14 protein-coding genes are annotated in these 14,298 nt (G+C 71.0%); 6 read left to right on the forward strand and 8 right to left on the reverse strand.

The features are described from left to right. Window positions 1–74: 74 nt before the first annotated feature. The 5 genes from OHA30_RS24520 to OHA30_RS24540 all read left to right on the forward strand — a co-directional run bounded on the left by OHA30_RS24520 (window position 75) and on the right by OHA30_RS24540 (window position 5,852). Window positions 75–3,065 carry a nitrate- and nitrite sensing domain-containing protein gene (locus tag OHA30_RS24520; protein WP_328916024.1) on the forward strand — a complete coding sequence of 997 codons (2,991 nt, stop codon included), beginning with the start codon at window positions 75–77 and terminating at the stop codon, window positions 3,063–3,065. Further along, window positions 3,062–3,556 (forward strand): roadblock/LC7 domain-containing protein, encoded by a 495-nt coding sequence (locus OHA30_RS24525; protein ID WP_328916025.1) that lies wholly within the window; start codon window positions 3,062–3,064, stop codon window positions 3,554–3,556. Before OHA30_RS24520 ends, OHA30_RS24525 begins: the two co-directional genes overlap by 4 nt. Further along, window positions 3,553–3,948 (forward strand): DUF742 domain-containing protein, encoded by a 396-nt coding sequence (locus tag OHA30_RS24530; RefSeq protein ID WP_328916026.1) that lies wholly within the window; start codon window positions 3,553–3,555, stop codon window positions 3,946–3,948. Before OHA30_RS24525 ends, OHA30_RS24530 begins: the two co-directional genes overlap by 4 nt. Continuing rightward, on the forward strand, window positions 3,929–4,537 hold the full coding sequence (locus OHA30_RS24535) for a GTP-binding protein (RefSeq protein ID WP_328916027.1): 609 nt from the start codon (window positions 3,929–3,931) through the stop codon (window positions 4,535–4,537). Before OHA30_RS24530 ends, OHA30_RS24535 begins: the two co-directional genes overlap by 20 nt. 70 nt (window positions 4,538–4,607) lie before the next feature. Then, entirely contained in the window at window positions 4,608–5,852 is a 1,245-nt protein-coding gene (locus tag OHA30_RS24540; RefSeq protein WP_328916028.1) for a styrene monooxygenase/indole monooxygenase family protein, read from the forward strand. Here the strand turns inward: OHA30_RS24540 and OHA30_RS24545 are convergent. From OHA30_RS24545 to OHA30_RS24555, 3 genes are all read right to left on the reverse strand, one after another. Further along, window positions 5,843–7,237, reverse strand: a complete 1,395-nt coding sequence (locus OHA30_RS24545; protein WP_328916029.1) for a C40 family peptidase — start codon at window positions 7,235–7,237, stop codon at window positions 5,843–5,845. The two genes, OHA30_RS24540 and OHA30_RS24545, sit on opposite strands and share 10 nt — an antisense overlap. Window positions 7,238–7,544: 307 nt before the next feature. Beyond that, window positions 7,545–9,227, reverse strand: coding sequence for a chitinase (locus tag OHA30_RS24550; RefSeq protein ID WP_328916030.1), 1,683 nt, complete (start codon window positions 9,225–9,227; stop codon window positions 7,545–7,547). A 96-nt stretch (window positions 9,228–9,323) separates the two neighbouring features. Next, on the reverse strand, window positions 9,324–9,590 hold the full coding sequence (locus OHA30_RS24555; protein ID WP_328916031.1) for a hypothetical protein: 267 nt from the start codon (window positions 9,588–9,590) through the stop codon (window positions 9,324–9,326). A 97-nt stretch (window positions 9,591–9,687) separates the two neighbouring features. Here OHA30_RS24555 and OHA30_RS24560 point away from each other — a divergent pair, with 97 nt between their 5' ends. Beyond that, entirely contained in the window at window positions 9,688–10,392 is a 705-nt protein-coding gene (locus OHA30_RS24560; protein ID WP_328916032.1) for a TetR/AcrR family transcriptional regulator, read from the forward strand. 24 nt (window positions 10,393–10,416) lie between these two features. Here OHA30_RS24560 and tmk read toward each other — a convergent pair whose 3' ends face one another. The 5 genes from tmk to OHA30_RS24585 all read right to left on the reverse strand — a co-directional run bounded on the left by tmk (window position 10,417) and on the right by OHA30_RS24585 (window position 14,297). Beyond that, on the reverse strand, window positions 10,417–11,058 hold the full coding sequence (gene tmk, locus OHA30_RS24565; RefSeq protein WP_328916033.1) for a dTMP kinase: 642 nt from the start codon (window positions 11,056–11,058) through the stop codon (window positions 10,417–10,419). Then, window positions 11,036–11,620, reverse strand: coding sequence for a 3'-5' exonuclease (locus OHA30_RS24570; RefSeq protein WP_328916034.1), 585 nt, complete (start codon window positions 11,618–11,620; stop codon window positions 11,036–11,038). Before OHA30_RS24570 ends, tmk begins: the two co-directional genes overlap by 23 nt. Then, window positions 11,613–12,770: a radical SAM protein gene (locus tag OHA30_RS24575; RefSeq protein WP_328916035.1), complete on the reverse strand. Its 1,158-nt coding sequence runs from the start codon at window positions 12,768–12,770 to the stop codon at window positions 11,613–11,615. Before OHA30_RS24575 ends, OHA30_RS24570 begins: the two co-directional genes overlap by 8 nt. A 149-nt stretch (window positions 12,771–12,919) precedes the next feature. Beyond that, window positions 12,920–13,837: a helix-turn-helix domain-containing protein gene (locus OHA30_RS24580; protein WP_328916036.1), complete on the reverse strand. Its 918-nt coding sequence runs from the start codon at window positions 13,835–13,837 to the stop codon at window positions 12,920–12,922. Next, complete coding sequence (locus OHA30_RS24585) at window positions 13,788–14,297, reverse strand: DUF6879 family protein (RefSeq protein WP_328916037.1); 510 nt, start codon at window positions 14,295–14,297, stop codon at window positions 13,788–13,790. The genes OHA30_RS24580 and OHA30_RS24585 overlap by 50 nt, the downstream gene beginning before the upstream one ends. Between the last annotated feature and the right edge of the window lies 1 nt (window position 14,298).

Genomic DNA, 14,298 nt, shown 5'->3' on the forward strand with positions numbered 1-14,298 from the left:
GCGATACGTGATTGCGAGCACCGACATTGCGTGAACGACGTCACCCGCGCCGCGAACGGCGGGTCAGGCGGCGCATGTTCGCCACCCTGCTGATCTGCGCCGTCACCGTCCTCGCCGCCGCCGCGCCCGGCGTCGCGCTCGCCGTGCGCGATCTGTCCGCCGCCCAGCACCGGGCCGACACCGCCCGCCTCGCCACCGCCGCCACCCTGCTGGCCCATGACCTCGCCGACGAGCGCGACGACCTCGCCGCGGCCGCCGCGGCGCCCACCGCCGCCGACGGGCTGCCCGCGTCCGCGCTGCCCGCCGCCGACCGCGCCCGCACCGACCGCCAGGCCCAGGACGTCAGCGCCGCCGCGCCCGCCGGGCTGCGCACCGCGCTGGCCGGTCTGCCCGGCGTACGGCGGACCGCGCTCGCCGCGAAGGGCGGCCCGCGGGCCGTCGTCGCCGTGTACCAGCCGCTGATCGACACGCTCGGCCGCGTCTCGGGACCGGTCACCGCGCCCCTGGGCCGGGCGGTGGGCGCCGCGGCCGTGCAGCGTGGTCTGCTGGTCGGCGCGCTCACCGCGGACGGCCCCCAGCCCGACCTGCTGGCCGCCGCGCAGGCCGCCCACGTCCAGGAGCAGGCCGCGCTCGCCGACTTCCGGTCCGCCGCCCCCGCCGACCTGCGCGACGGCTACGACGCCACTGTCACCGGAGCCGACACCGCGCAGGCCGACCGCGACCTCGCCGAACTGCTCGCCGGGCCCCAACTCACCGACACGGACCGCCAACTGGGCGCGAATCCGGTCAAGTCCGCGCTGACCGCCAGGATCGGGCTCATGCGCAGCGTCGAGGCGTCCGCGGCCACCGACGAGGCCCAGGCCGCCGCCGACCACCGCGACCACGAGGTCACCGTCCTCGAACTGCGGGCCGCCTTCGCCGCGTTGTGCCTCCTGCTGCTGGTCGGCGTGCTCGTCACCCACTTCCGCGGTCTCACCCGCCCGCTGGCCGCACTCCACCTGTGGTCGCGCGCCGACCCCGAGAGCGGCCAGGGCGCCCGGGTGATCGGCCACGACGAGTTCGCCGCCGTCGCCCGCAGGGTCAACGCCCTCACCCACGAGGCCCAGGCGCTGCGCACCCGTTCCCAGGAACTCGCCGCCGAGCGCACCACCTCGCTCGGTGCCCAGAGCGCCATGGCCGCCGAGCGCGAGGCCCTGCTGCGCACCCAGAGCGATCTGCTGCGGACCCAGGACGACCTGCTTCGCTCCCGCGACGAACTGGCCGGCCGGCTCACCGAGGCCACCGTCCGCAACGCCGCACACCTGACCTATGTGAACCTCGGGCTGCGCACGCTGGGCCTGGTCGAGCGCCAACTCGCCCTCATCGAGGGCCTGGAGGACCGCGAGGAGGACCCGGACCATCTGGAGACCCTCTTCAAGCTCGACCACCTCGCCACCCGGATGCGCCGCAACAGCGAGAATCTGCTGGTCCTCGCGGGCACCGAGCACAGCCACGGCGCCAACGCCCGTCCCGTCCCGCTGATCGACGTGGCCCGCGCCGCGATCTCCGAGATCGAGCGGTACGAGCGGGTACGGATCGAGTCCGTCCCCGACGCGCGGGTGGCCGGCCGGGCGGCCGACGACATCAGCCACCTGGTGGCCGAACTCCTGGACAACGCCGCCGGGTTCTCCTCGCCCACCGACGAGATCCTGCTCTCGGGCTGGCTGCTGGAGACCGGCGAGGTGATGCTCTCGGTCGAGGACACCGGCATCGGGGTGGCGCCCCAACGCCTCGAAGAACTCAACGCGTTGCTCGCCGACCCCGACCCCGCGCCGCCCGGCGCCGTCTCCGGCATGGGCCTGTACGTGGTCGCGCGGCTGGCCCACCGGCACGGCGTACGGGTGCAGTTGCGCCCGAAGCAGTCCGGCGGCACCACGGCGGTCGTCGTGCTGCCGCAGCTGCTGCTGCCCGCCGTGCACCCCGAGGAGCCGCCGGTGACGCCGCTGGAGGCCGCCCTGGCGGGCGACCCGGCGGCGGCCGCTACCACGGCGGTGCTGCCCGCGCAGCGCGAGGGGTCGCCGTACGCGGGAGCCGGGCAGGTACCGGCGCCGGCCGTACCCAACGGGCGCGTACCGGAGCGGTACGGACGGGATCACCGCACACCGGCCGAGCCCGTACCGGACGGGCCCGTACCGGATGGGTACGGGCTGACTGAGCCCCTGCCGGACGGGCTCGGGCCGGTGGAGCCTGTGCCCGCCGACGCCGTATCGGGGGAGTACCGGCCCGCCGACGCCGTACCGCCGGGGGCCGTGCCGCCCGGGTATGGGCCCGTTGACGCCGTGCCACCCGAGTACCTCTCCGCCGATCCCGTACCGCCGGAGCACGCGCGGGCCGAGCCCGTGCCGCCGGTCGGGGAGCCCGCGCCGCCGGGGGCGCAGTCGCCGGGGACCCCGGCCGGACCGCCGCCGTCCGCACGCGGGGTCGCGCCCGCCGTGCCCGTGGCGCGGCCCGGTGAGGGCATCACGGTCAAGGGGCTGCCGCAGCGCGTCCCCCGGGCCACCGGGCTGTCCGGGGAGCCCGCCGCCCGTGAGCGGGGACAGGACGGCGGCGGAGGCGTCGACGCGCGGGAACTGCGGCGCAGGCTGGACGGGTTGCAGCGGGGGCTGCTGGCCGGCCGCCGGGACTCCGCCGCCGAGATCGGCGCGGGCGCCGTCCCGCCCGGCACCCACCGCGCGCCCGGCGCCGCCTACCCGCGGGACCGGACACCGCTGCGGGAGACGCCCGGGGCGTCCGACGCGCGGGGCGCGCACGAGCCGCAGCGCACGTACGGGTCTCAGGGCACGTACGGTCCGGACGTCACGTACGACCCGCAGGACCAGACGCCGCTGCCGGCGACGTACGAGGCGCACGACCCGCAGAGCACGTACGACCCACACCTCATGTACGACACGCACGACCAGCACCGGGCACGGCAAGCAGGCGAAACACAGGGACCGCAGGGATCGCAGGGGATACCGGGGACCCAGGGGGACACAGGGAACGCAGCCGCACAGCCAGCAGCAACCGCCGAGGAGGCACCCCGTTGAACGCGGTCCGCACACATACCGGTGATCTGAGCCACGAGGCCCGCAACCTCCAGTGGTTGCTGCGGAATTTCGTCGAGGAGGTGCCCGGCGTCCGCTCGGTCGCCGTCGTCTCCTCGGACGGTCTGCTGCTGCTCACCTCGCAGCCCGCGGCCGAACAGAAGCCGTCGGACGCCGAGTTCGGCGTCCCCGCCCGGCCCGCCGAGGCCCGGATGGACCTGGCGGCGGTCGTCTCGGGTGTGGCCTCGCTCACCGTCGGGGCCGCCAAGCTGATGGACGGCGGCAAGGTGCGGCAGACCACGGTCGCGATGGCCGAGGGCATGCTCTTCGTGATGTCGATCAGCGACGGTTCGCTGCTGGGCGTGCACGCCACCGCCGAGTGCGATGTGAGCGTGATCGCCTACCACATGGCGATGTTCGTCGGCAGGGCCGGACACGTCCTGACGCCCGCGCTCCGGGGCGAGCTGCGCCAGGCGATGGAGAGTGCCCGTTGACGCGGTCGCTTCCCCATCGCGGCGCGGACCGCAAGACTCTGCGCGTACGCCCGTACGCCCTGACCGGTGGCCGAACGCAATTCGGACACGTGCTGCTGGTCGAGACGTTCGTGGCTACGATCGACCGTCCGGAGGAACATCTCGCCCTCACCAGGGGGAGTTGGGCCGAGCGCGTCATGCCCGAGCTGCGGGCGATCGTCGAACTGTGCCGCAGACTGCGGTCGGTGGCCGAGATCTCCGCGTTGCTGCGCATTCCGCTCGGTGTCGTCCGGGTCCTTGTCAGCGACCTGGCCGACCAGGGAAGAATTCGCGTGTACGGCACCGGGCACGGGCCCGGCAGCCCCGACCGCGCGCTGCTCGAAAGGGTGCTCAGTGGACTTCGCAGGCTTTGACCAGCAGGACGGCCTGCAGGACTGGCAGACCGAACGCGGACGCGCGCCGGTCTCCACGAAGATCGTCGTGGCCGGCGGCTTCGGTGTGGGCAAGACCACATTCGTGGGTGCGGTGTCGGAGATCACTCCGCTGACCACGGAAGCGGTGATGACGCAGGCCAGTGAGGCGCTGGACGACCTCGCGGCCACCCCGGAGAAGACGACCACCACGGTCGCCATGGACTTCGGGCGCATCACGCTCGAACAGGACCTGGTGCTCTATGTGTTCGGCACGCCGGGCCAGCAGCGGTTCTGGTTCATGTGGGACGACCTGGTACGCGGCGCGATAGGCGCGGTCGTACTCGCCGACACCCGTCGGCTGGCCGAGTGCTTTCCCGCGCTCGACTACTTCGAGAGCACCGGCCTGCCGTACACGGTGGCGGTCAACCAGTTCGAGGGCACACCGGAGTACACCGCGGACGACGTGCGCGACGCGCTCGCCGTCCCCTCGCACATCCCGGTGCTGGTCATCGATGCCCGCAAACGGTATTCGGTGATAGAGGCGCTGCTCTCGCTCGTCTCCCACGCGATGACCGAACAGCCCCTGTAACAGCGGCAGTTGGGCCCGATAGGTTACGGCCCGTCCCTTACGCCCTTACGTCCGTGAGAAGCGAGCCGCTGTGCGCAAGATACTCATCGTGGGAGCCGGTCAGGCCGGTCTCCAACTCGCCCTGGGACTCCAGTCCCAGGGCTACGACGTGACCGTGATGACCAACCGCACGGCCGACGAGATACGCGGCGGCCGGGTGATGTCCACCCAGTGCATGTTCGCCCTCGCGCTCGGCCACGAGCGCGATCTCGGGCTGAACTTTTGGGAGGAGCAGACCCCCGACATCGGCGGGCTCGGGGTCTCCGTCGCCGCGCCGGACGCCTCCCGGCCGATCGACTGGCTCGGCCGGCTGCGCGGCCACGCCCAGTCCGTCGACCAGCGGGTGAAGATGGCCGGCTGGCTGGAGACCTTCGCCGAGCGCGGCGGCAAGGTCGTCGTGCACGGCGTGGCCGTCTCCGACCTGGACTACTTCTCGCGGGCCTACGACCTCACGCTGGTCGCCGCGGGCAAGGGCGAGATCGTCTCCATGTTCCGCCGGGACGCCGCCCGTTCGCCCTACGACGCCCCGCAGCGCGCGCTGGCCGTCGCCTATGTCAACGGCCTCGGGCCGCGCCCCGAGCACCCCGATCTGCGGGCCGTGCGCTGCAATCTGGTGCCGGGCGTCGGCGAGCTGATCGTCATCCCCGCGCTGACCACCACCGGGCCCTGCGACATCCTCTTCTGGGAGGGCGTTCCCGGCGGCCCGCTGGATGTCTTCCACGGCGTCAAGGACCCCGCCGAGCATCTGCGGCTCACCCTGGAGCTGATGCGGCGCTTCACCCCCTGGGAGGCGGACCGGGCCGGCGCCGTGGAGCTGACGGACGCGGGCGGCACGCTCGCCGGGCGGTTCGCGCCGACCGTGCGCGAGCCCGTCGCCGAACTGCCGTCGGGCGGGCTGGTGCTGGGCGTCGCCGATGTGGTGGTCGCCAACGACCCGATCACCGGCCAGGGTTCCAACAACGCGTCCAAGTGCGCGGCCTCGTACCTGGCGAGCATCGTGGAGCGCGGCGGCGAGCCTTTCGACGCGGCCTGGATGCGGAGCGCCTTCGACCGCTACTGGACGGTCGCCGAGCCCGTCACCAAGTGGACCAACGCGATGCTCGCCCCGCCGCCCGAGCACGTACTCGGTCTGATCGGCGCGGGCGGCGCGCTTCCGGCGGTCGCCGACCGGATCGCCAACGGCTTCGACGACCCGGCCGACTTCGAGCCGTGGTTCTACGAGCCGCAGGCCGCGGGGGACTATCTCGCCGAGGTGCGGGCCGCCGGTCAGGGCTGACCGGCGCCGGACTCCTCGGGGGTCGGGGTGGACGTCGGGTCCTTGGGCGCGTCGTCCTTCGCAGGCGGCTTGCCGGGCTCTTTGCCGGGCGTCTTGCCGGGGGGCTTGCCGGGCGTTTTCCCGGGGGACTTCGCGCCCTTGGCGTCGTCCTTGCCCTCGGCGTCCTTCGCGTCCTTGGCGTCGTCCCCGGCCTTCGCGCCCTTGGCGGCCTTCCCGTCGGCGGGCGCCTGCACCTCCACCCCGATCGGGGTCGGGGCCTGCGCCTGCTTCGGCACGGGCCTCGGCTGGTAGTCGCTCAGCGCCTGCTGTCCGAGGTCCGGCCGGACCGCGCCGAGGATCGGGTTCGCCGCGATGGGCGAGACCTTGACGTACGAGCCGGGGCGCGGCGCCTGGATGACCAGCCCGTCGCCGATGTAGATCGCCACATGGGTGGCGCCGGAGAAGTACACCACCAGGTCACCCGGGCGCAGCAGCGACAGCGGTACGTGCGGCAGCCGCGCCCACTGCTCCTGGCTGGTGCGCGGCACGGTCACCCCGGCGTGCGCCCACGCCTGCGAGGTCAGCCCGGAGCAGTCGAACGAGCCGGGCCCCTGGGCACCCCACACGTACGGCTTGCCGAGCTGCTGGAAGGCGTACTCGATGGCCCGGTCGCCGACCGTGGAGGGCGCGCGCAGGGCGGGGTCGGAGCCGAGCGCCTTGGAGTCGAGGAAGTCCTTCTGCGCCTGGTCGGCGTCCTTCTGCTCCAGCGACTGCAACTCGGCGATCTGCACCCCGGTCAGCCCGGCGAGCATGGCCTCGACGTCCCGCAGACGCGTCTCGACGTCCTTCTTGTGGGCGGCGGCCACGTTCTGCGCGTGCTGGGCCCGGTCCAGCGCCCGCTGCGCCTGTGTGTTGAGCTCGTCGAGCCGGGTCTCGCCGCTGCTCAGCTCGCCGACCAGGTCCTTCTGGTGCCCGGCGAGCATGCCCAGGACGTGCCGCTGCCCGAAGAAGTCCTGCGGGGTCTGCCCGGAGAGCAGCGACAGATACGGCGACACACCGCCGTCCCGGTACATCTGGCGGGCCATCACCCCGAGCTGGTCCTTGCTCGCGGCGACGGCGGCCCGCTGGTCGGCGAGCTGCCGGTCGATCCGCTCGGCCTGCGCCCGCTGCTTGCCGGCGGTCTCCTTGGCCTGGTTGTACGCCTCGGTGGCCGTCTCGGTGCCCAGGTAGAGCGTGTGCAGCTGGGTGAGCATGTCGGACAGCGGCACGGTGGGGGTGGCCGGATCGTCGTACGGCCGGGCGGCGGCCCGCTGGGCGGCGGGCAGCGAGAGCGCCGCCGCGGCGAGCAGCGTGCCGCACACCACAGCGGAACGGAACCAGCCTGCGTGCCTTCGGGCCACTGACATCCGTACATCTCCCCTAGACCGGAGTTAACAGGCGTTCGCTCAGGATGTTGTCACGTCAAGTCATATCTTCGACAGGGGGACTGGGCGATTTCGCTCAAGGCGGTCACCCGGTGGGGTGGCGCTGCGGCGCGTCGGGGGCGGGGTGCGGGCCCGGGCCGGGGGTACGTGCGGGGGCGCGTCCGGCGGGCGGGGACGCCGCACGCGAAAAAGCGGGTTGCCGCGCGCGCGAAAAAGCGTACGACCCGGTCACCGCCCTCGGAGACCAGGCCGTACGCGTATGGGGGACCCCTGCGTTCAGGGGCCGGGCTCAGCCGAAGTAGCTGTGGAAGTTCTTGGAGAACTCCCAGTTGCTGAACTTGTCCCAGTTGACCGACCACGTCATCAGACCGCGCAGCGCGGGCCAGGTGCCGTGGGTGGCGTAGGAGCCGCAGTTGGTCTTCTTGGTCAGGCAGTCCAGCGCCTGGTTCACCTGGGAGGGCGAGGTGTAGCCGTTGCCCGCGTTGGTCGAGGCGGGCAGGCCGATGGCCACCTGGGAGGGCGCCAGGGCCGGGAAGACATTGGCCGTGTTGCCCGCGACCGGGAAGCCGGTGAGCAGCATGTCGGTCATCGCGATGTGGAAGTCCGCGCCGCCCATCGAGTGGTACTGGTTGTCCAGGCCCATGATCGACCCGGAGTTGTAGTCCTGGACGTGCAGCAGGGTGAGGTCGTTGCGCAGGGCGTAGATCACCGGCAGGTAGGCGCCGCAGCGCGGGTCCTGGCCGCCCCACTGGCCCGTGCCGTAGTACTGGTAGCCCATCTGCACGAAGAACGTCTCCGGGGCCATGGTCAGCACGAAGCCGCTGCCGTAGTGCGCCTTGAGGGTCTTCAGCGCCGAGATCAGATTGACGATCACCGGGGTGGTCGGGTTCTTGAAGTCGGTGTCACCGGTGTTCAGCGACAGCGAGTGGCCCTCGAAGTCGATGTCGACGCCGTCCAGGCCCCACTTGTCGATGATGCCGGTCACGGTGGAGACGAAGGTGTCGCGGGCCGCGGCGGTGGTCAGCTGCACCTCGCCGTTGGCGCCGCCGATGGACAGCAGCACCTTCTTGCCCTTGGCCTGCTTGGCCTTGATCGCGGCCTTGAAGTCGGCGTCGGACTCCACGGACGGGCACTCGCTGACCGAGCAGCGGTTGAAGTGGATGTTGCCCGAGGTCGGGGAGTCGGTCTCGCCGAAGGCCAGGTCGATGATGTCCCAGCTGTCGGGGACGTCGGCGAGCTTGGTGTAGCCGGAGCCGTTGGCGAAGGTCTCGTGCAGGTAGCCGACCAGGGCGTGGGTGGGCAGCCCCTGGGAGGGCGGCGGGCTGGTCGGCGGTGTGGTCGGAGGCGTCGTGGGCGGCGTCGTCGGGGGAGTGGTCGGCGGCGTCGTCGGTGGTGTGGTGGGGGGCTTGGTGGTCGGGGGAGTGGTCGGCGGGGTGGTGGGCGGGGTCGTGGTGCCGCCGCCGGGGCCCTGGAGCGAGATGTCGTCCGCGTAGTACGTGGGCTGCCCGTACCAGCCGTGCACGTAGACGGCCGCGCTGGTCTGGCTCGCGCCGGTGGTGAAGGACACGCTCAGCTGCGCGTAGCCGCTGCCCGTGGCGGGCGTCCAGGTGCTGGCGCCGGCGTCCACACCGATGTACACGTACGAGCCCTTGACCTGGGCGGTCAGGGTGTACGTGGTGTTGGGCGCGACGGCGACGGTCTGCTTGCACTGGCCGGTCACGCTCGCGCTCGGCACGCCCTGGAGGGCGTACGTACCGCTGTGCGCCTGCCCGTTGACCACGGTGCTGCCCGCGTCGCAGGTCCAGCCGGACAGGCCGTTCTCGAAGCCGCCGTTGGTCAGGAACTCGCCGGCGCTGGCCGTCGGGGCGAGCGCGACCAGGCCGCCGACGGCCAGGGCGCCCGCGAGGGCGGTGGAGGCGGCGACGAACGATCGTGTGCGCAGTGCGGATCTCTTGCGCGAGGAGGTGAGCATGGGGGGATGCTCCTTCGTTCAGGGAGGCGCATGTCACCGCGCAGCAAACAGGTTTAGACCAATCGTGTCAATGGTCCGGACCAATATTCGTCCGCTTCAGGCGCCTTTGGACCACGGCCACTTGGGCCGGTCGGGGTGCGGACGGCCCTCGGGGTCGTACACGAACACCCATCGGGTACGGCGGGAGCCGCGCGGCCCCGGACTCGGCTCGCGGTGGTAGACGTACACCGTCTCCGGGCCGCCCTCCGGCCGCGGCACCGGTACGCGGTAGACGCGCGGCGGCTGGCCGGTCGCCCCGGTCACCACCGACAGCACCCGGCCGTCCAGCGGCCCTCCGACGAATTCCGCGTCCTCATGTCTCACCTGCTCAGGATGGCACGCGGATAGGCTGACGGTATGACCAGCAGCGCGGTGGCCGAATGAGCCGTATGAGCCGACCGACCAGCAGCGCGGTGCTCGTATGACCGGTGGCGCGGTGCCCGCGTACCGCAGGATGAGCGTCGAACAGCGGCGCGGGCAGTTGCTCGCTGCGGCGGTGGACCTCTTCGGGCACCGGCGGCCCGAGGACGTGTCGATCGACGACGTGGCCGCGGCGGCGGGCGTCTCCCGGCCGCTGGTCTACCGCTACTTCCCCGGGGGCAAGGCGCAGCTGTACGAGGCCGCGGTGCGGGGCGCCGCGGCCGAGCTGACCGGGCGGTTCGCCGTACCGACCGAGGGCCCGCCCACGCAGCGGCTGGCCGCCGCGCTCGACGGGTACCTCGCGTACGTCGACGAGCACGACGCCGCGTACGGGGCGCTGCTGCGCGGCGGGAGCGTGGCCGGTACGAGCCGGACCGAGGCGATCGTCGACGAGGTGCGGCGGCGGGCCGCCGAACAGGTGATGCGGCACCTCGGGGTGGCCGAGCCGGGGCCGCGGCTGTCGCTGATGGTGCGGTCGTGGATCGCGTGCGTCGAGGCGGTGTCGCTGATCTGGCTGGACGAGGGGAAGGAGCCGCCGAGGGCGGAGCTGCGGGGGTGGCTGGTGGATCACTTTGTCGCGTTGCTGGTGGTGACGGGGGTGGGGGACGCGCAGGGCGGCGAGGCGCTGGGGCGCGTCCTCGCGCTGGAATCCCCCAACGGCCCGGCCGCCCGCCTCGCCTCCCGCCTCACCCCCCTCCTCCCGTAGGGCCAGGCCCGGACCCGGCCCCGTTCACCCGGCCCCCGCCGCGAAGAAGCCCGGCAGCGAGTCCCGAATCAGCACGGCGGCCTGCTCAGGCGGGCGGTGGTTCACGTCCACCCGCAGCACGGCGAAGCCCGCTTGGACCAACCGCTCGGCGGCCTGCCTGTAGAAGCGCACTTCGGCGTGACTGCTGCCGGGCGAGAGCTGGAAGCGGTTGTGCGGCCCGCGCTCACGCAGCCGCTCCGCGACGACCTCGGGGTCGGCTTCCAGAATGACGGCCAGGTCGGGCCGGTCGGCCTGGGCGTTGAGGTGCCAGAGGAAGGCGGGGGTGACGCCGTCGAAGCGCTGCATCACCAGACCCGACGGGATGTAGCGATCGGACAGCACCACCCGGCCGGCCTCGGTGTTGGGACGAACCTCCACCTCGAGGTGGTGATAGCGGTCCGCGGCGTACAGGCAGGCCAGCGCGTGCCCGGTGGTCGTCTCGGTCAGCTCGCGGCACAACGCCCCGATCGGGCCGGAGGACGGCTCGGCTGTCATATGGACGTCTTCGCCGGAGGCGACGAGCAGTTGCGCCAGGTGGTGGACGACGGTCGACTTACCGGCGCCACTCGGCCCGTCGACGCTGACGAACAAGCCGCGCTTGCGGTCAGAAGAGGGCCGGAGTCTCATACGCGCCCCCCTTCGGCGGTTCGCCGCGGAGGTCTTCGAGGCTGGTGCTCGCCTTGTTCGCCAGCATCACGAACAGCCGGGCCTCCACCAGCGCGTCATACGTCGCGCGGTGCGGCGAGAGCCCGTCCGGCAGCCCCTCGGCCAGGTGGAAGGCTTCGACCAGGCTGCCCAGCCGATAGCTGCCCTGGCCCGGCACCAACCGGCGAGCGAGACTCAGCGTGTCGAACACCTCGGGGCACTCCCAGCCGGGGAGCTTGCGCTCCAGAGCGCGGACATCCACGTGCGCGTTGTGGGCGACCAAGGCAGGGCGCGACAACACCCGCAGCACGTCGGCCTTGACGTCGCCGAACGACGGGCAGCCGGCCACGTCCTTGTTGGTCAGACCGTGAATGCGGGTGGCGAAGTGCTTGATGGGCGTCTCGGGCTTCACCAGCCAGCTCAGCGGCTCCCCGATGATGCCGTCGACGATCGGGACGGCGGCCAACTCGACAAGGTCGGGCGGCTGCTGACCGTTGCCCTCCACGTCGACGACCACGAAGTTCAGACTCGTCCAGTCAGTCATCCCGCTTCTCGCCCTTCCACCCGATGCCGGCCCGCCCATGCCGCCGCTCGACGTGCGGGTGCCGTACGTCGTGCACTTGGAAGCCGAGCGCGTGTTGCAGGTAGTAGCGCGGTTGCTCGGTCTCCAGGCCGGACACCACGGCCGCGCGGTCGGTGATGTCCACGACCACGAGACCACGCGTTTCCGGCAGAGCACCGGCGATCTCCCGCAGCCGATCGGACGACGGCACCTTGTGTGCTCCCGCGCACAGTGCGAGCTGACTCAACGGGCAGATGTCGCACAGCTCGGGGATACCGTAGTGACCGTTGTAGTCGGGCAGGCCATGAGCGTGGGCGACAGCGCAGGAGGTCTTGCGGAACAGCGGCGTGGAGTTGTCGAACGCGGTCAGGACGCGCTGCTCCAGCGTCTCGGGCACGATCTTCCGGCGGGCCGATTCGTCGTACGGCTCGGGCAGTCCGTTGGCCCTGTAGTACGCCGCGATCTCGCCGCGGTAGAACAGGCCGGTGAACACTGTGGCGTCGGCGTGCTGAGCCAGCCGGTACGCCCGGTCGAGGTGATCTTCCGAGTCGTTCAGGCCCGGTACCAGCGGACGCCAGTAGAGGATGGTGCGGTACTTCCGGCGCTGCGGCGCGCTCATGAGCTTCAGCGACGCGGCGGCCACACTCGACGGATAGGGCTCGATGTCCTTGTTGTCGATGCCGGAGTAGGTGAACAGCAGTGTCACCTTCAGGTGTTCGAGCGCGTTGAGCCGTTCGATGTCCTCGGGCTTCATCCGGTGGCGTGTGATGACCAGGACGTGATTGGTCAACCCGCGCTCGTCCAGGTTCTCCAGCACGGCGAAGGTGTGCGGCCGGACGACCGGGAGGAACGGGTCGGTGGCCCGGTTGAACACCTGCACGGGGGTTACGTGCGGCTGGAAGTAACGGTGGTTGACCAGTTCCTCCACCGCCTCGGCGTCGGACATGAGCGCACGCGGTACCCGTTGATCCCATAAGCCGTAGGTGTGGCGGATGCAGTACGCGCAGTCCAGGGGGCACCCCTGGATGTGGTTCAGACTGAGACCGCTCTTGCGGTACTCGACAACCTCCCGTGCACGTTCCGGCAGCTTGTCGATCTGATTCCCGCTCAGCAGGATTACGCGGGTGGCCACCTCAACTCCCAAGTCCCTTGAGAACGGACGCGATTCGGCGTCCCTGACGAGAGAGTAGGGAGAAGGAACGGCAGTGAGAAGAATATTTCTTGAGATTTCTCGCAATCTCAAGAATGAGTGAGGGTGCGGGAAAATCCGGGACTCCACGCTTACTCGCTCTCGTCCGCCCTTCCCGAGGCGAGATCGTCGATGACCCGGTTGATGATCGCTCGTGCGCTCCGGCCGTAACCGGCCGTGGCCGCCAGTGAGTCGAAGACTCCCGTGTACAGGGCCACCTCCTGCGGCTGGGCGAGGTTCAACTCCGCCGAGAAGGTCTCGACCATGACGCGGTCGCTGTCGAGGAGCCAGAATCCATGAGCGGGTGCGACCACGTACGCTGTCTCGAATCCGATGATGCCGAGCCTGACATTCGGCAGTGCTGAGAACGAGATCAGCCGGTCGAGTTGCCCCAACATGATCTCGGGCGGACACAGCCGGTAGCGCAAGGCCGCTTCCGTGAGAACGAAATGGAAGCGTTTTTCCGGCTGGTACAGGATGTCCTGGCGTCGCACCCGTGCTGCCACGGCTTCGTCGATGTCGTTCCTCACCTTGAACACGGTGATGCTCTGGGCGAAGCGGAAGCGGGCGTACTGGGCGGTCTGGAGCAGACCGGGGATGAACGTCGACTCGAAGGCCCGAAAGAGCCGTGTCCTGGCGTCCAGGCCGGCTATCTCCTGTTGGTGAGGCTTCAACCCCACCTTGAGTTGCCGCCGCCACTCGGCGTGCTGAATTTCGAGCGTGTGCAGAGAGGCGAGGAGCGCTTCTGTCTCGTCCTCGCCGGCGGTTGCCCGCGTCCAGCCGCGAATGTCGTCGTCGGTGGGCGTCTGCCGGCTGTTCTCCAGCTTGGACACCTTGGAAGGTGGCCACGACAAAGACTCCGCGAGCGCGCGGCCGCTGAGTCCTGCGGCCGTGCGTAGCTCGCGGAGCCTTTTGCCCAGTGCGTCACGAGCCTCGTGCACGCTGGTGACGCCGGTCGTTCTATTCGATGGCAAAGTCGTCCCGTCGTACGGCGCGGTGCCAGGCGGCATCTCGCCAGTGGTTGTGCGCCACGATCGCAGCGGGGTCGTCGACGAGTTCGCCGCCCAGGAAGTTCTCGTCGTCGTCGAAATGCATCCGTACGAGCTTGGCCGAGTCGAACAACCAGTAGTCGTAGTCCGGCAGGCCGACCGCGTCATGACGGGCGAGATAGCGAATGTCCTCGCCCGCGGCGTTGGTGTGCGCCGAACAGAAGACGCCGAAGCGGCTGTAGTCCGTGAGCGGGACCGTCACGACCCGCACACGCGAGAAACGGCGGCCCTCGGCCGTTGCCCCACGAATCATGGTCAGCCAGTTCTGGAACCAGCCCATGTCCACGGGCTCGCCCGCGACGAACTGACGAAGCGCCTCGGACTCGTTCGCTGACCGGTAGTGGTCACGCGTCTCCAGCCGGAACGCCGTGTGCTCGAAGCTGTGGAAGAGCCTGCCGAACTCGGGGCCGGGTTCGATCATG

The organism is Streptomyces sp. NBC_00223, assembly GCF_036199905.1.
In the GTDB taxonomy this organism is placed as follows: Bacteria; Actinomycetota; Actinomycetes; order Streptomycetales; family Streptomycetaceae; genus Actinacidiphila.